The sequence below is a fragment of the Streptomyces sp. NPDC101181 genome (genome assembly GCF_044767975.1).
Lineage (GTDB): Bacteria > Actinomycetota > Actinomycetes > Streptomycetales > Streptomycetaceae > Streptomyces.
Genome location: NZ_JBIWOX010000002.1, coordinates 218,720 through 235,514, shown reverse-complemented (window position 1 = coordinate 235,514; position 16,795 = coordinate 218,720). Strand labels below are relative to the sequence as shown.

11 protein-coding genes and 1 pseudogene are annotated in these 16,795 nt (G+C 75.5%); 6 read left to right on the top strand and 6 right to left on the bottom strand.

Annotation, left to right across the window (positions count from 1 at the left end; translation table 11 throughout):
* Nucleotides 1-151 precede the first annotated feature (151 nt).
* The gene (locus ACIRRU_RS04670) at nucleotides 152-1,627 is read right to left on the bottom strand and encodes a hypothetical protein (RefSeq protein ID WP_403676096.1); all 1,476 of its coding nucleotides are present in this window, start codon (nucleotides 1,625-1,627) and stop codon (nucleotides 152-154) included.
* A 54-nt stretch (nucleotides 1,628-1,681) separates the two neighbouring features.
* Here ACIRRU_RS04670 and ACIRRU_RS04665 point away from each other — a divergent pair, with 54 nt between their 5' ends.
* The 3 genes from ACIRRU_RS04665 (at nucleotide 1,682) to ACIRRU_RS04655 (ending at nucleotide 6,785) form a co-directional block, all read left to right on the top strand.
* Nucleotides 1,682-4,204 (top strand): helicase-associated domain-containing protein, encoded by a 2,523-nt coding sequence (locus ACIRRU_RS04665; protein WP_403676094.1) that lies wholly within the window; start codon nucleotides 1,682-1,684, stop codon nucleotides 4,202-4,204.
* A 76-nt stretch (nucleotides 4,205-4,280) separates the two neighbouring features.
* On the top strand, nucleotides 4,281-5,036 hold the full coding sequence (locus ACIRRU_RS04660; RefSeq protein ID WP_403676091.1) for a YqjF family protein: 756 nt from the start codon (nucleotides 4,281-4,283) through the stop codon (nucleotides 5,034-5,036).
* Nucleotides 5,037-5,141: 105 nt separating this feature from the next.
* Nucleotides 5,142-6,785, top strand: a complete 1,644-nt coding sequence (locus tag ACIRRU_RS04655) for a DNA repair helicase XPB (RefSeq protein WP_363200304.1) — start codon at nucleotides 5,142-5,144, stop codon at nucleotides 6,783-6,785.
* A 72-nt stretch (nucleotides 6,786-6,857) separates the two neighbouring features.
* Here the strand turns inward: ACIRRU_RS04655 and ACIRRU_RS04650 are convergent, their stop codons facing one another.
* The gene (locus ACIRRU_RS04650) at nucleotides 6,858-7,046 is read right to left on the bottom strand and encodes a hypothetical protein (protein ID WP_363200303.1); all 189 of its coding nucleotides are present in this window, start codon (nucleotides 7,044-7,046) and stop codon (nucleotides 6,858-6,860) included.
* Between the two features lie 423 nt (nucleotides 7,047-7,469).
* On the opposite strand from ACIRRU_RS04650, the gene ACIRRU_RS04645 reads away from it, so the two are divergent.
* Nucleotides 7,470-9,572 (top strand): HelD family protein, encoded by a 2,103-nt coding sequence (locus ACIRRU_RS04645; RefSeq protein ID WP_403676087.1) that lies wholly within the window; start codon nucleotides 7,470-7,472, stop codon nucleotides 9,570-9,572.
* A gap of 156 nt (nucleotides 9,573-9,728) precedes the next feature.
* On the opposite strand, the gene ACIRRU_RS04640 is transcribed toward ACIRRU_RS04645, so the two are convergent.
* Nucleotides 9,729-10,418 (bottom strand): copper homeostasis protein CutC, encoded by a 690-nt coding sequence (locus tag ACIRRU_RS04640; protein WP_403676084.1) that lies wholly within the window; start codon nucleotides 10,416-10,418, stop codon nucleotides 9,729-9,731.
* A gap of 328 nt (nucleotides 10,419-10,746) precedes the next feature.
* On the opposite strand from ACIRRU_RS04640, the gene ACIRRU_RS04635 reads away from it, so the two are divergent.
* Entirely contained in the window at nucleotides 10,747-13,086 is a 2,340-nt protein-coding gene (locus ACIRRU_RS04635; protein ID WP_403676081.1) for a heavy metal translocating P-type ATPase, read from the top strand.
* Nucleotides 13,087-13,198: 112 nt separating this feature from the next.
* Here the strand turns inward: ACIRRU_RS04635 and ACIRRU_RS04630 are convergent, their stop codons facing one another.
* The 3 genes and pseudogenes from ACIRRU_RS04630 to ACIRRU_RS04620 form a co-directional block, all read right to left on the bottom strand.
* Nucleotides 13,199-14,110 carry a biotin-dependent carboxyltransferase family protein gene (locus tag ACIRRU_RS04630; protein ID WP_403676992.1) on the bottom strand — a complete coding sequence of 304 codons (912 nt, stop codon included), beginning with the start codon at nucleotides 14,108-14,110 and terminating at the stop codon, nucleotides 13,199-13,201.
* A 174-nt stretch (nucleotides 14,111-14,284) separates the two neighbouring features.
* Nucleotides 14,285-14,932 (bottom strand): annotated as a pseudogene (locus ACIRRU_RS04625) (allophanate hydrolase subunit 1); the annotation flags it as partial.
* Nucleotides 14,929-15,678, bottom strand: coding sequence for a 5-oxoprolinase subunit PxpA (locus ACIRRU_RS04620; RefSeq protein WP_363200633.1), 750 nt, complete (start codon nucleotides 15,676-15,678; stop codon nucleotides 14,929-14,931). The gene ACIRRU_RS04620 and the pseudogene ACIRRU_RS04625, both read right to left, overlap by 4 nt.
* A gap of 282 nt (nucleotides 15,679-15,960) precedes the next feature.
* On the opposite strand from ACIRRU_RS04620, the gene ACIRRU_RS04615 reads away from it, so the two are divergent.
* The gene (locus ACIRRU_RS04615; RefSeq protein WP_403676078.1) at nucleotides 15,961-16,761 is read left to right on the top strand and encodes a hypothetical protein; all 801 of its coding nucleotides are present in this window, start codon (nucleotides 15,961-15,963) and stop codon (nucleotides 16,759-16,761) included.
* Nucleotides 16,762-16,795: the final 34 nt, after the last annotated feature.

The following is a 16,795-nucleotide window of genomic DNA, read 5'->3' as shown; positions in this document are numbered from 1 at the left end:
GGGAGGCCGGGCCGCTGCCAACCCGCTCCGGCCGACTGCCGAGCCACCGAGCCGACGCCAACCCGATCCGGCCGACCGCCGGGCCACCGCCGAGCCTCCAGGCCGCTGCCGCGACGCCGGGCCGCTGCCAACCCGCTCCGGCCGACGTCGGTCAGGCCCGCCTGCGCGCCCGCCACACCAGGTAGAGCGCGGAGGCGATGGCGGCGACGCGGACGACCACCGGCCAGGCGTCGAGCAGCACGTCACGCAGCGCGCCCTCGCGGATCGGCTCGCCCCAGCGCCCCTCCATCCGCCCCCACACCCACACCAGGCCCGTGGCCGCCACCAGGCCGGGCAGCCCCAGGGCCGCCCACTTGGCCTCCGTACGGGAGAGGGTGCGCGAGCTGTACGCGATCAGCCAGCCGCCCGCCAGCGGCAGCCAGGAACCGGTGACCACACCGGCGACGAGCAGCGCGGCGGCCAGGAGCAGCAGCGGGTGGGCGAAGCCGCGACGGGGGCCGGGGACGACGGCGACCGGGGCGACGACGACGGGGGCGGCGGCCTTGCGGCGGCGGAGCATACGGAGCGGGAGGGCGCGGCGATTACGGGAGGGCGCGGCGCCCTCGCCGTCCGGGGCGGCCGTGGCGCCTGCGGCGTCGGCGCCGTCGCCCGTCCCGGCGGGAGCCGCTTTCGTCAGGTCCGTCCTGCCGGTTCCCGGTTTTCCCGGCGCGACCGGCCCGCCAACGGCCCCCGGCCGTCCGGCCGTACCCGCCTTTCCGGCCGTACCCGGCTTTCCGGCGGCACCCGCTTTTCCGGCGGCGCCCGGCCGTCCGGTCGTGCCGGGGCCTGCCGCCGCGCCGTCCGCTCCGGTGGTGTCCTCCGCCGGGGCGTCGGGCCTCGGCGGCCGCCCGAGGAGTTCCGGGGCCTCGATGCCGCCGACGAAGCCGGGAACAGCGGTCCCCGCGTCGAAGGGACCGGGCTCCAGCCGCCACCAGTCGGCCTCCCCGGAGCTCTGCGGGCCGCCCGCGTGCAGGTGCGGGGCCGAGGGGTCGGGCCAGTCGCGGACCGGGGTGTCGTCGGGGGCGGCGGCGGGCCGGGGCACGGCGGCCGGGACCTCCGGGCCACCGTGCGCCGCGCCGGTCTCCGTACCCCCGCCCGCCGCGCCGGACCCGCCCGCGGTCCCCGTACCGCCGCGCGAACCGCCCCACCAGGAACCGGATTTCGGCGCCCTCGGCCCCGGGGCCTCCGCCTCGCCCCCGGCCGGTCCCCTCCGCAGGAGCCCGCTACGGGGCCGGGGAAAACCGCGCCGCCCCTCGGGGGAGGTACGCCGCTCACCGGCCCCTCCCGCGCCCGTGCTCGTCCCCGTGCCCGCCGCGGGCCGGTCCGGCGGCAACGCGACGGTCCCGTCGCCCGACTCCGCCGCGGCGGCGACCAGTTCGTCCGGGCTGCCGAGTCTGCCGATGATGCGTCGCACGGCCGCCGGGGAGTCCGCGCCCGGCGTGCCGCGCCGCCGGTCGATCTCGCCCCGGAGCGTCGACACCAGGCGCATCCGGGCGCCCGAGGGCAGCTGTTGCTGCTGGGCCAGGTCCCCGACCCGGCTCAGGTAGTCGTAGACGAGCTGGTCGCTCTCGATCCCCACGCGGTGCATCCCCTCTGCCGACCCTGCCCCGACGGTAGCGTTCCAGCGGCTACCGTGGGACGGATGGGGACGACCACACCACCGCGCACGCTCGCCGAAGCCCTGCGCGCCCGGGGCGACGAATCGCTGGCCGGGCTGCTGCGTGCCCGCCCCGACCTCCTCAACCCGGTCCCGAACGACATCACCCAGCTCGCCACGCGCGCCGGGACCCGGGCCTCCGTCGTCCGGGCGCTGGAACACCTGGACCGGTTCGCGCTACAGACCGCCGAGGCGCTGGCGGTGGCCCCCGACCCGGCCCCGTACGGCACGCTGCTCTCGCTCCTCACCGGTGACGGGCTCGACGACGGCGAGCAGCGCGACGACGCGGGCGCGGCGATCACCGCCGCGCTGCCCGGGGCGGTGGCGGCCCTGCGCGAACAGGCCCTGGTCTGGGGCGAGGACGACCGGCTGCGGCTGGTGCGCACCGCCCGCGAACTGCTCGCCCCCTCCCCGCAGCACCCCTCCCCCACGGGCCTGGGCCCCACGGTCGCGGAGGCGACGGCGGGCATGTCGCCGGGGCGGCTCCAGGAGATCCTGGCGGCGACGGGCCTGCCCGCCACGCACGACCCGGTGTCGGCGGTGGCGGCCCTGTCCGCCCTCTTCACGGACCGGGCGCGGATGGCGGAGCTGCTGGACACCGCCCCGGCGGAGGCCCTGTCGGTGCTGGACCGGCTGGTGTGGGGGCCGCCGTACGGGGAGGTCACCCCCAACCCGGCCCCGCCGGTCACCTGGCTGCGCGACCGGGGCCTGCTGCTGCCGGTGTCGGCGCGCACGGTGGTCCTGCCGCGCGAGGCGGCGCTGCATCTGCGCGCCGGGCGCGCGCACCGCGCACCGGAACCGGTTCCTCCGGTCGTGGCCGTCGCCGCCGAACGCGATCCACAGGCTGTGGACAGGGCGGCGGCCGGGCAGGCGTTCACGGCGCTGTCCACGGTCGAGGAGCTGCTGAAGCTCTGGGACGGCGGCGGTCCGCCGATCCTGCGCGCGGGCGGACTGAGCGTACGGGAGCTGAAGCGCACGGCCACCGCCCTGGACACCACAGAGCCGGTCACCGCGTTCTGGATCGAACTGGCCTACGGGGCAGGCCTGTTGGCATCCGACGGCGAGACGGACGAGCGGTACGCGCCGACGCCCGCCTCCGACGAGTGGCGCGACCTGCCCGCCCAGGACCGCTGGACGCACCTGGCCACCGCCTGGCTGGCCGCCACCCGCACCCCCGGCCTGGTGGGCGGGCAGGACGCCAAGGGGCGGGCCCTGTCCGCGCTCGGCCCGGAGCTGGACCGTTCGGCCGCCCCCGACGTACGCCGCCGGGTGCTGGCCCTGCTCGCCGCGCTCCCCCCGGGCACCGCGCCCGACGCCGAGGCGCTGCTGGCCCGGCTGCGCTGGGAGCGGCCGCTGCGGGGCGCGGCGCCCGCCGCGGAGGCCACGGACCTGCGCTCCCGGCTCGCCCTGTGGGCCCTGAACGAGGCGGAGTTGCTGGGCATCACGGGCCGGGGTGCGCTCGCGGCACACACCCGCGCCCTGCTGGACGACGGCGGGACCGGGCCGGGCGCCGGAGTCGGGGCCGAAGGCAGGACCGGGAGCGGGGCCGGGCGTGCGGGGGAGAAGAAGGCGGCGGCACTCCTCGCGCCCCTCCTCCCCGAACCGCTGGACCACGTCCTGCTCCAGGCGGACCTGACGGCGGTGGCCCCCGGCCCGCTGGACCGCCCCCTCGCCGAAACCCTGTCCGTCCTGGCCGACGTGGAGTCCAAGGGCGGGGCCACGGTCTACCGCTTCACCCCCGGCTCGGTGCGCCGCGCCCTGGACGCCGGGCAGGCGGCGGCCGACCTGCACGCGTTCCTCGCCGCGCACAGCCGGACGCCGGTGCCGCAGCCGCTGAGCTACCTGATCGACGACGTGGCCCGCCGCCACGGCCATCTGCGGATCGGGGCGGCGTCGGCGTACGTACGCTGCGACGACGAGGCGGTCCTCAACGAGATCCTGGCCGACCGCCGCTCCACCGGCCTGCGCCTGCGCCGCCTGGCACCCACGGTCCTGGCCGCGCAGACCGACCCCGGCCCCCTCCTCGAAGCCCTCCGCGACATGGGCTACGCCCCGGCCGCCGAATCCGCCGACGGCGACGTCCTGATCACCCGCGCCGGCGCCCGCCGCACCCCGCCCCGCACACCCCCGGCCCCGGTCCCCGAAGGCCCCCCGACCCCGGACGACACCCTGCTGGGCGCGGCGGTCCGGGCCATCCGCGCGGGCGACACGGCCGCCACGGTGGTCCGCAAGGACACCCCCCAGGGCCCGCCCGCGAACGGCCCCTCCGGTGCCCTCCCCCGCACCACCCCCGCCGAGACCCTGGCCACGGTCCAGGCCGCCGCGATGACGGGCGCCACCCTGTGGATCGGCTACGTCAACGCGGACGGCGCCGCCAGCCAGCGCGTCATCGCCCCGGTCCGCGTGGAGGGCGGCTTCGTCACGGCGTACGACCACACGGCCGACGAGGTCCGCACCTACCCACTGCACCGGATCACGGGCGTGGCGGAACTGGCGGAGGACGCGTAGGGCACACCGGACGAGGTGGGTGTCCGGGGCGCCTCCCTCGTCGCGCGGCCCGGAGACCGTCTGCGATGCTGCGGGCATGGCCGCCGCCGACCGTCCCGCCCCCGAACCCGTCTCGCCGTGTCCGCCCGCCGCGCCGATGCGGCCGCTGCTCACCCAGTCCTGGCTGGACCTGGCGTTCGTGCACTGGGCGGCCGACCCGGCGGACGTGGCGCCGCTGCTGCCGCCGGGCACCGTGCCGGACATCTTCGACGGGGCGTGCACGTACGTGGGGCTGGTGGCCTTCCGGATGCACCGGGTGAGCGGGCTCGGCCTGCCCGGCATCCCCTACCTGGGGAGCTTCCCCGAGACCAACGTCCGGCTCTACTCGGTGGACGAGCGCGGCCGTCGCGCGGTCGTCTTCCGCTCCCTCGACGCCTCCCGGCTCGTCCCCGTCCTGGTGGCGCGGGCCGCGTTCGGGCTGCCGTACGTGTGGTCCCGGATGGGCGTCGAGCGCTCCGGCGACACCCTGACGTACACCAGCCGCCGCCGGTGGCCGGGCCCGCGCGGGGCTCGGAGCCGTATCGTGCTGCGGACCGGGGACCCGATCGGCGACCCCACCCCCCTGGAGCACTTCCTGACCGCCCGCTGGGCCCTGCACAGCAGGTTCCTGGGGCGGACCCGCTACCTGCCCAACGCCCACCCCCGCTGGCCGCTGCACCGGGCGGAGCTGCTGGAGTGCGACGAGGACCTGGTGGCGGCGGGCGGACTGCCCGCGCCGGTGGGGCGGCCGACGAGCGTGCTGTACGCGCCCGGAGTGCCGGTGCGCTTCGGACCGCAGGACCGCGGGCGCTGAGCGCTCCGCGTCCCACCCCGCGGATGCGGCACACTGGACGTTTGGCCGCAGCCGCGGCCCTACCCCGCAGCCGTGGCCGTACCCCCGCAGAAAGGGCCGAAGCGCGTGACCGGACCCCTCATCGTCCAGAGCGACAAGACGCTGCTCCTCGAAGTCGACCACGACCTGGCCGAGGCCTGCCGTCGTGCCATCGCGCCGTTCGCGGAGCTGGAGCGGGCGCCCGAGCACATCCACACGTACCGGGTCACCCCGCTCGGGCTGTGGAACGCCCGCGCCGCCGGGCACGACGCCGAGCAGGTCGTCGACGCCCTGGTCGAGTTCTCCCGCTACCCCGTGCCGCACGCACTCCTGGTCGACATCGCCGAGACGATGGCCCGGTACGGGCGGCTCACCCTGAGCAAGCACCCCGTTCACGGGCTGGTGCTCACCACCACCGACCGGCCCGTGCTGGAGGAGATCCTGCGGTCGAAGAAGGTGCAGCCGCTGGTCGGGGCCCGGATCGACCCGGACACCGTGGCCGTGCACCCCTCCGAGCGGGGGCAGGTCAAGCAGACGCTGCTGAAGCTGGGGTGGCCCGCCGAGGACCTCGCGGGGTACGTGGACGGCGAGGCCCATCCGATCGAGCTGGCCGAGGACGGCTGGGCGCTGCGGCCCTACCAGAAGCAGGCCGTGGAGGGGTTCTGGCACGGCGGGTCGGGGGTCGTGGTGCTGCCCTGCGGGGCCGGGAAGACGCTCGTCGGCGCCGGTGCCATGGCCGAGGCCAAGGCCACCACCCTGATCCTCGTCACCAACACCGTCTCCGCCCGGCAGTGGAAGCACGAGCTGGTGAAGCGGACGTCGCTCACCGAGGACGAGATCGGCGAGTACAGCGGGACGCGCAAGGAGATCCGGCCGGTCACCATCGCCACCTACCAGGTGCTGACCACCCGCCGTAAGGGCGTCTACCCGCACCTGGAGCTGTTCGACTCCCGCGACTGGGGGCTGGTCGTCTACGACGAGGTCCACCTGCTGCCCGCCCCCGTCTTCAAGTTCACCGCCGACCTCCAGGCCCGCCGCCGGCTGGGGCTGACCGCGACCCTCGTACGGGAGGACGGGCGGGAGTCCGACGTGTTCTCGCTCATCGGGCCCAAGCGGTTCGACGCCCCGTGGAAGGAGATCGAGGCGCAGGGCTACATCGCGCCCGCCGACTGCGTCGAGGTCCGGGTCAACCTCACCGACGCCGAGCGGCTCGCCTACGCGACCGCCGAGACGGAGGAGAAGTACCGGTTCTGCGCCACCACCGCCACCAAGCGGAAGGTGACCGAGGCGCTGGTGCGCAAGCACCGGGGCGAGCAGACCCTGGTCATCGGGCAGTACATCGACCAACTCGACGAGCTGGGGGAACACCTGGACGCCCCGGTCATCAAGGGCGAGACCAGCAACGCCCAGCGCGAGAAGCTCTTCGACGCGTTCCGGAACGGGGAGATCAGCGTCCTGGTCGTCTCCAAGGTCGCCAACTTCTCCATCGACCTGCCCGAGGCCACCGTGGCCATCCAGGTCTCCGGGACCTTCGGGTCGCGCCAGGAGGAGGCGCAGCGGCTCGGTCGCGTCCTGCGGCCCAAGGCCGACGGGCACGAGGCCCGGTTCTACTCGGTGGTCGCCCGCGACACCATCGACCAGGACTTCGCGGCGCACCGCCAGCGGTTCCTGGCCGAGCAGGGGTACGCGTACCGGATCGTCGACGCGGACGAACTGCTCGCGGAGAGCTGAGGAGCGGGACGGCCGGCTCGGGTCCGGCAGGCGGGTCCAGCAGGGTCGTCGCGGGACGGGTACGGCGGGGCCTCAGCGGCCCCGCCGGACGCCCGCCTCCTCCGCGTACTCCCCGAGGACGACCACGCCGAACGCGGCCGTCACGAACACCTTCACGGCGCGCAGCGCGTCTCCGACGCGGTGGGGTCGGTGGTGACCGGTGACCGCGGTCGCGCCGTGCGCGGGGCCGGTCCTGCGGGGGTTCAGGGTGGCTGTGCTCATGTATCCATGGTGCTCCCGTCACCCGTTCGGCCGCGTCGGCCCGCAGACGGAACCCGCCGGGAGGCCGGGTAGCCCTCCGGTACCGCTCGGCGGGCGCGCATCCCCTACGGGTACCCCTGGGGCCTCCTCCTCCGGGGGCGCACCGGCGAGCGCCGGACCGGCCCGGGGCACGCCGGAGCGGCCGAGCGCGCGCCACCGGGGCCCTGGCCCGTAAACCGGTTCGCCGCCGTCTCTCCCGGTGGCTACAATCGCCGGTCTGCCCGCCTCCCGCACCGGCTCCGCCGCCCCGGGAGCGCCGTCGGCCGGACGGAAACCGGCCGACACCCACGCGAACCAACCTTCCGAGCGGACCGCCCTGCTCCGGCCCCTGCCGGTCGCGGCGCGCGGCCCGCCGTCCTGCGTTGAAGAGCCGGAGGCAAGACCGTGCCCGCGCACGTAGCAGAGAGCGATTCCACCCCCGACCCCACTGGCACCACGGGCACCACCGATCCCCTGGCGCACGAACGCGCCCACCTCGCCGCCTCCCGCGCCGCCCTGCGCGGCATGCGGGAGGACGTACAGGCGCTCGACATCCGCGATGTCACCGCGAACTGGGTCAACGCCGCCGTGCTCCAGGCCCAGATCGACGACCGCGTCAAGGCGCTCGCCGACCTCGCGCACACCCCGTTGTTCTTCGGCCGCCTGGACTATCTGCACGCCGTCGGCGGCGAGCTGGCCGAGGGCGCGGAGGGCGAGCGGTTCTACATCGGGCGGCGGCACGTCCACGACGCCGCCGGGGACCCGATGGTCATCGACTGGCGGGCGCCGGTCTCCCAGCCCTACTACCAGGCGTCCCGGAAGAACCCGCGGGACGTGGGGCTGCGCCGCCGCTTCGGCTACACCGGCGGCGAACTGACCGCGTACGAGGACGAGCACCTCACCGACCCCGCCGAGGCCGAGCACACCAGCAGGCTCCTCCAGGCGGAGATCGAGCGGCCCCGCGTGGGGCCGATGCGCGACATCGTGGCCACCATCCAGCCCGAGCAGGACGAGATCGTCCGCAGCGGCCTCGGCGGGACCGTCTGCGTGCAGGGCGGTCCCGGCACCGGGAAGACCGCCGTCGGGCTGCACCGGGTGGCGTACCTGCTGTACGCGCACCGCGAGCGGCTGGCCCGCACCGGCACCCTCGTCGTCGGGCCGAACCGTTCCTTCCTGCACTACATCGAGCAGGTCCTGCCCGCCCTCGGCGAGCTGGAGGTCAAGCAGGCCACCGTCGACGGCCTGGTGTCGGCGGGGGTGGAGGTGCGCGGCGCCGACGACGCGTCCGCCGCCGTCGTCAAGGGCGACGCCCGCATGGCCGAGGTGCTGCGGCGGGCGGTCCGTTCCCACGTCACCGCCCCCACCGAGCCCGTCGTCGTGGTGCGCGGGTCGCGGCGCTGGCGGGTGCCCGCGTACGAGTTGCAGGAGATGGCCGACGAACTGCTGGCCCGGGACATGCGGTACGGCGCCGCCCACGAGGCGCTGCCGCAGCGGATCGCGCACGCCGTCCTCGTCCGGATGGAGGAGGCCGGGGAGGCCCCCGACGACCGGGTGCAGAACGCGGTCGCCCGCAACCCGGCGGTCAAGGCCGCCGTCAAGGCCGTCTGGCCCGCCGTCGCCCCGGCGAAGGTGGTGCTGCGGCTGCTGAGCGACGCGGAGTTCCTGGCCGCCCACGCGGAGGGGCTGCTCACCGAGGACGAGCAGAAGGCGGTGCTGTGGGCGAGGCCCGCCCGGAGCGTGAAGTCCGCGAAGTGGTCGGCCGCCGACGCCGTGCTGATCGACGAGGCGATGGACCTGGTCTCCCGTACGCACTCGCTGGGCCACGTCGTGCTGGACGAGGCGCAGGACCTGTCCCCCATGCAGTACCGGGCGGTGGGGCGGCGGTGCTCGACCGGTTCGGCCACCGTCCTCGGCGACCTCGCCCAGGGGACGACCCCGTGGTCCACGAGGAGCTGGAGCGAGGCGCTGTTCCACCTGGGCAAGGCGGACGCGGTGGTGGAGGAGCTGACGGCCGGTTTCCGCGTGCCGCGCGAGGTCATCGCGTACGCCTCCCGGCTGCTGCCCGTCATCTCGCCGGGGCTGGCCGCGGTGGAGTCGGTACGGGAGTCGCCCGGCTCGCTGGTCGTACGGGAGGTCCCGGGCGGGGCCGCGGACCTGGACGCGGCCGTCGTCGCCGCCTGCGAGGAGGCGCTGCGCCACGAGGGGTCCGTCGGGCTGATCGCCGCCGACGCCCGCGTTCCCGTGCTGGGCGCGGCGTTGGCGGCGGCGGGCCACGCGTACCTGGCTCCCGGCGAGGAGACCACCGCCGCGTCCCGGCTGACGCTGGTGCCCGCGTCGCTCGCGAAGGGCCTGGAGTACGACTACGTGGTGCTCGACGAACCCGCGGCCGTGATGGACGGCGAGCCGGACGAGCGGACCGGGCTGCGGCGGCTGTACGTGACGCTGACCCGTGCGGTGTCGGGGCTCACGGTGGTGCACGCGGCACGGCTGCCGGAGGCGTTGGCCTAGCGGGCGCCCCGGGGAGGGAGCTTGCGCGGGAGGCCGGGGGGCGTCTGTGCCGGTGCCGCTGTCGGTGCCGTTGTCGGCCTTGGCGTGAAACCGCCGGTCGTCGTCGTACCGCAGCGGGGGCGGAGGCGGGAACGCCTCGCCCCGCCCCGTACGGCCTCAGGCGTCCAGCGCCTCGCGCCACTCCCGTACCGCCGCCGCGTCCACCGGGGCCGACCAGCCCGCGGGGCGGGCCGCGCCGCCGATGTGGAACGCGTCGACCCCCGCCGCCCGCAGCCGGGGCAGGTGGTGCAGGCCGAGGCCGCCGCCGACCAGGATCTGTGCCTCGTAGCCCGGTTCGTCGGTGCGGGACGCCTCGGTCAGGAGCGTCGGGATGCCGTCGTCCACCCCGGACGGCGAACCCGCCGTCAGGTAGGTGTCGAGGCCCGGCAGGTCCGCGAGCCGCTTGCGCAGGGTGTCGCGGTCGGCGGCCCGGTCGATCGCGCGGTGGAACGTCCACCGGCAGCCGTCCAGCTCGGTGACGAGCCGCTCGACGGCGACCAGGTCGGGGTGGCCGTCCTCGTCGAGGAAGCCGAGTACGAACTCGTCCGCGCCCGCCTCCCGCAGCTCGTGCGCCCGGTCGACCAGCTGGTCGACGTCACCGGCGGCGAAGCCGTCCGCCGCCCTGAGCATCACGCGCAGCGGGATGTCCACGGCGGACCGGACCGCGGCGAAGGTCTCCCGGGACGGGGTCAGGCCGTCCGCCGCCATGTCGGTGACCAGTTCCAGGCGGTCTGCACCACCGGCCTGGGCGGCGACCGCGTCCTCCGCGTCGAGAGCGATCACCTCCAGGACTGCACGGTTGCTCATGGATCCCCATTTCTCCGGTAGGCAGCTACTCGGCCGGTCAGCCACTCAGCTACAGGTCTAGTCCAATAAACCAGCCTACGGGTCGGCCACCGGACGGCACAGCCCTCCATCTGACCGCACGACCACGGGTTGGCGCGAACCCGTCCCCGCAGACGAGTGAGGCCACCGCCGGGGCGCCGCCTCGGCCCGGCCGCCGGACCCCGCCACCGCTACCGCCACCGCCACCGCCTGACGATCATTCCTTGCACTTCATAAGGGGCCGGGGGTATACATGGAGAGAGAAGTAATACCCCCTAGGGGTATAGAACCGGTAGCAGGGAGGACCTCCGTGTCCGCGCAGTCCGCCAAGACCGCCACCACCGCCCCCGGGCCCCCCGACGGGCCGGTCGATCCTGCCGGGCCGGACCGGCCGGCCGGTCCTGCCGTGGTCGAGCTGGTGATCGGTGGGATGACCTGCGCCTCCTGCGCGGCCCGCGTCGAGAAGAAGCTGAACCGGATGGACGGCGTCGAGGCCACCGTCAATTACGCCACCGAGAAGGCCAAGGTCACCTACGAGGGCGCCGACGTCTCCGTACGGGACCTCATCGCGACGGTGGAAGCCACCGGCTACACGGCCGAGGAGCCCGCCCCGCCCGCCGCCGGAGCTTCGGCCTCCGGAGCTTCGGGAGCGCGGGAGGAGCAGGGGGAGGAAGGGGAAGCGGACGACGGGCTCACCTCGCTGCGTCAGCGCCTGATCACCGCCGTCGTCCTCGCGGTCCCGGTGATCGCGATGGCGATGATTCCGGCCCTCCAGTTCGAGTCCTGGCAGTGGCTGAGTCTCACCCTGGCCGCGCCCGTCGTCGTCTACGCCGCCTGGCCCTTCCACCGCGCCGCCTGGACCAACGCGAAGCACGGTGCGGCGACCATGGACACGCTGATCTCGGTCGGCACGTCGGCGGCGTTCCTGTGGTCGTTGTGGGCGCTGTTCTTCGGGACGGCGGGCGAGCCCGGGATGACCCATCCCTTCGAGCTGACGATCGCGCGGTCCGACGGCGCCGGGAACATCTACCTGGAGGCCGCCGCCGGGGTGACCGCGTTCATCCTCGCCGGGCGGTACTTCGAGGCCCGCTCGAAGCGGAAGGCGGGGGCGGCGCTGCGGGCGCTCATGGAACTGGGCGCGAAGGAGGTCACGCTGCTGCGCGAGGGCGTGGAGGTGCGTGTTCCGGTGGGCGAGTTGCGGGTCGGTGACCGTTTCGTCGTGCGGCCCGGGGAGAAGATCGCCACGGACGGAACCGTGATCGAGGGCTCCTCGGCCGTGGACATGTCGATGCTCACCGGCGAATCCGTCCCCGTGGAAACCGGCACCGGGGACACCGTCACCGGGGGCACCCTCAACGCGGGCGGACGCCTCGTCATCGAAGCCACCCGCATCGGCGCGGACACCCAACTGGCCCGCATGACCCGCCTGGTCGAGGACGCCCAGAACGGCAAAGCCGCCGCCCAGCGCCTCGCCGACCGCATCTCCGCCGTCTTCGTCCCCCTCGTCATCACCCTCGCCCTCGCCACCCTCGGCTACTGGCTCGGCAACGACGCCGGACCCACCGCGGCCTTCACCGCGGCCGTCGCCGTCCTCATCATCGCCTGCCCCTGCGCCCTCGGCCTCGCCACCCCCACCGCCCTCATGGCCGGCACCGGACGCGGCGCCCAACTCGGCATCCTCATCAAAGGACCCGAAACCCTCGAAACCACCCGCCGCACGGACACCATCGTCCTCGACAAGACCGGCACCATCACCACCGGCCGCATGACCCACCACACCACCCACACCACCCCCACCACCACCCCCGCCCAAGCCCTCCGACTCGCCGGAGCCCTGGAGAACGCCTCCGAACACCCCATCGCCCAAGCCATCACCACCGCCGCCACCCAACCTCTCCCCACTCCCGAAGACTTCACCAACATCCCCGGCCTCGGCGTCCAGGGCACCGTCGAAGGCCACACCGTCCTCGTCGGACGCCCCCGCCTCCTCACCGACGCCGGTATCGCCCTCCCGCCAGAACTCACCACCGCCCTCGCCCACGCCACCGAACGCGGGCACACCGCCATCGCCGTCGCCTGGGACGGACAGGCACGAGCCGTCATCGAAGTCACCGACGCGGTGAAAGACACCAGCGCCGAAGCCATCCGCCGCCTCCGCACCCTCGGCCTGACCCCCATCCTCCTCACCGGCGACAACCAGACCGTCGCCCGGACCGTCGCAGCCGAAGTGGGCATCGACGAGGTCTACGCCGAAGCCATGCCCGAGGACAAGGTCACCATCATCAAACGCCTCCAGGCGGAAGGCCGTTCGGTCGCGATGGTCGGGGACGGCGTCAACGACGCGGCTGCGCTCGCCCAAGCCGATCTCGGTCTCGCGATGGGCACCGGGACCGACGCGGCGATCGAGGCCGGGGACCTCACCCTCGTCCGGGGCGACCTCAACGCGGCCGCCGACGCCATCCGGCTCTCGCGCCGCACCCTCTCCACCATCCACACGAACCTCTTCTGGGCCTTCGCCTACAACGTGGCCGCTCTCCCGCTGGCCGCGGCGGGGCTGCTCAACCCGATGATCGCGGGGGCCGCGATGGCCTTCTCCTCGGTCTTCGTCGTCGGCAACTCCCTGCGGCTGCGCGGCTTCAAGGCCCTGTGAGGCCCGGCGCCGAGGCGTGCGGACGCGTACTCCCCGCGCACCCCGTACGGCCGCTCGGGCGCGGGTGGACGAGACGACAGGCCCTGGGACACCGGGTGGTGCCCGTGCGCGTTCACGCCCAGGCGCGGACGAACCGCAGCCGGGTCCCCGGCACGGCCTGCCCGGCCGCCGCGAGAGCCGCCTCGGGGACGACGCCGACGACGGGGTAACCCCCGGTCGTCGGGTGGTCGTTGAGGAAGACGACCGGCCTGCCGTCCGGGGGCACCTGGATCGCACCCAACACCACTCCCTCACTGGGGAGTTCGGCCACCGCGCCGGTACGGGACCGCTCCAGCGCGGGTCCGTCCGTGCGCAGGCCGATGCGGTTGCTCCGCGACGAGACGCGGTAGTCGGCGGTGAGCAGGATACGGAGCGAGGCTTCGGTGAACCAGGCGTCGCGGGGCCCGAGATGGACCGGCAGCACCAGCTCGGCCGGAGCGCCGGGCCAGGGGACGGGACCGATGGGCGGCGGACCGCCCGGGGTCGGGGTACCCAGCGGGAGCACGTCCCCCTCGCGCAGCGGGGCGGGCCCGAGCCCCGAGAGGAGGTCCGCCGAGCGGCTGCCCAGCACCGCTTCCGGCTCCAGGCCGCCCGCGAACGCCAGACAGCTCCGGAGTCCGGTCACGGCGGGGCCCACGTCCAGCACCGCTCCGGCCGGTACGCGGACCGGGACGCCCCAGGCCACCGGCCGCCCGTCGACCGTCACCCGGCACCCCGCACCGCCGACGACGGCCACCACGGGCGCGTCCGGGCGGACCGCGCAGCCGGTGGCCGTGGCCTCCAGGACGGCGGCGCCCGGGGCGTTGCCCAGCAACCGGTTCGCCAGCCGGGCGGCGGGCCCGTCCAGCACCCCGGACCGCCCGACCCCGAGGTGCGCCCGGCCGGGACGGCCCGCGTCCTGCACGGTGGTGAGGGCCCCGGGGCGTACGACGTGGAGACGGGCGACTGGAGCGACGGAGGCGGCAGGTACGGGGCCCTCTGGCACGGGGCCCTCGGGCACGGGGGCCTTGGGCACGGAGGCCGCAGGCGCGGGACCGGCGGACGCGGGGCCTCCGGGCCCCTGCGCCCCCGGCTCCTCGCGACGCGGCGGCCCCTGCGCCCCCGGCCCCTCCCCCACGTCCACGAAGCGCACCGGCGTGCCCGGCTCCAGCAGCGCGGCCGGGTCCCGGGCCGGGTCCCACAGCGCCCCCGGGTCCGGCACCCGCCCGATGATCTGCCAGCCGCCGGGCGACGCGCGCGGGTACACCCCGGTGTAGGGCCCGGCGAGGGCCACCGCCCCGGCCGGGACCCGGGTGCGCGGGGTCGTACGCCGGGGCACGTGCAGCTCCTCGGGCAGCCCGGTGAGGTAGCCGAACCCCGGGGTGAACCCGCAGAACGCCACCCGGAACGCGGTACGGGAGTGGCGGGCGGCCACCTCATCGGGCCCGACGCCCCAGAGCGCGGCGACCTCGTCGAGGTCGGGGCCGTCGTAGACCACGGGGATCTCCACCGGCTCCCGCACCTCGCGGACCGGCGGCGGCACCGGCCAGTCGGCCAGCTTCCGGGCGAGCCGGTCCCGGGCGCCGGGCGCGCGGTCGGCGATCCCGTCGAGCAGGACCGTACGGGCGGCCGGGACGATGTCGCGTACGGCGGGCAGCTCCCCGCGTTCCCGGCGGCGGAGCACCTCGGCGTGGAAGGCTGCGGCGTGCTCGCCGTCGGCCAGCTCGACGAGGAGCGCGTCCGGCCCGGCGGACAGCACCCGGATCTCCGGCGGGTCGTGCTCTCCCCGGCCCGCCCCCCGGCCCGGGGACGCGTCCGCGCCCGTCATGTGAACGCCCGGACGGTCACGCCCGCTTCCTCCAGGGCGGTCCGCACCCGGTGGGCGAGGGCGGCGGCGCCCGGGGTGTCCCCGTGGACGCAGAGCGAGCGGGCCGCGACCGGAATCCGCACGCCGTCCGCCGCGGTCACCGCGCGGTCCACGGCCAGGCCCACGCTCCGGCGTACGACGGCGTCCGGGTCGTGCACCACCGCGCCCGGTTCGCCGCGCGGGACCAGGGTGCCCCGCGGGGTGTACGCGCGGTCCGCGAACGCCTCCTCGACGGCGGGCAGTCCGGCGTCGGCCGCGTGGGCGAGCAGCCGGGAGCCGGGCAGCCCGAGCACCGCCGGGGAGCCGCCCGCCAGGCGGATGCCCGCGACGACGGCGGCGGCCTGGTCGTCGTCCCAGACGGCCCGGTTGTAGAGGGCACCGTGCGGTTTGACGTACGAGACGGTGGTCCCCGCGGCCTCCGCGAAGACCCGCAACGCGCCGATCTGGTAGGCGGTCTCGGCGGCGAGCTCGTCGGACGGCACGTCCATCGGGCGGCGTCCGAACCCGGCCAGATCCCGGTAGGAGACCTGCGCCCCGACGCGTACGCCGTTCGCCGCCGCCGCGTCGCAGACCCGCCGCATGACAGAGGCGTCGCCCGCGTGGAAGCCGCAGGCCACATTGGCGCTCGTGACGCAGGCCAGGAGCGCGTCGTCGTCGGTCAGGGTCCAGCGGCCGAAGCCCTCACCGAGGTCCGCGTTGAGATCCATCATCATCACGGGCGCACGCTAATGATCGCGGAGCGGGGCGACAAGGGCGGATACGCCGGGCGGACGCCTCCCGGCGGCCCGGGGCCGCCACCGCGTCCCAGGGTCCTGAGGTCTGTCCCGTAGTCCCTGGTGGATCAGCGTGCGGCGTCAGATGCGGTGCATCGCAAGGCGGAGGGACGTCCGCATACTGGATGTATCCAGACATTCCGACAACGCGGCGAGGTGCCGTAGCTGTCGTCGTGCGCCCGCCAGGGATTACGGGACAGACCTTAGGGTCGTGCCATGACCGACACCTCCTCACCGTACGACGGCGCCCCGGGCGACGCCACCGGCCTCGGTCCCGCCCTCCGCGACCGCTGGGTGGACGCGCTCCTCGCCGCCCGGTCCGGCGCGGACAGCCCCACACCGGACGGACTTCACGCGTCCGGATCGTCCGGATCCCCCGCGTCGGGCCCCGGGCTATCGGGTTCCGGACGGTCGGGCTCCGGTCCGTCCGGTCCCGATCCGCTGCCGTACGCCGAGAACCTTCTCGCCCGCTGGGCCGAGCCGCAGCGGCGCTACCACACGACCACCCACCTGGCCGCGGTCCTGGACCACGTCGACACCCTGGCCGCTCACGCCGAGGACCTGGCCGCCGTCCGGCTCGCCGCCTGGTTCCACGACGCGGTCTACCGGCCCGACCGCACGGAGAACGAGGAGCGCAGCGCCGCCCTCGCCGAACGCGCGCTGCCCGAGGCGGGGGTGCCGGAGGCGGTGACGGCGGAGGTCGCCCGGCTGGTCCGGCTGACGCTCACGCACGACCCGGCCGAGGGCGACCGCAACGGCGAAGTGCTGTGCGACGCCGACCTGGCGGTCCTGGCGGGCGACCCGGAGGAGTACGGGACGTACGCGGCGCGGGTCCGCGCGGAGTACGCCTTCGTCCCGGACGCGGCGTTCCGGGAGGGCCGGGCGGCGGTGCTCCGGCAACTCCTGGCCCTGCCCCGGCTGTTCCGTACCCCGCACGGGGCGGCCGAATGGGAGGCGCGGGCGCGGCACAACCTGGCGGCGGAGCTGGAGCTGCTGGAGCCGTCCGGAGACGGGTGACCGGGGGCGGATGACCGGGGGCGGGGCGGTGACC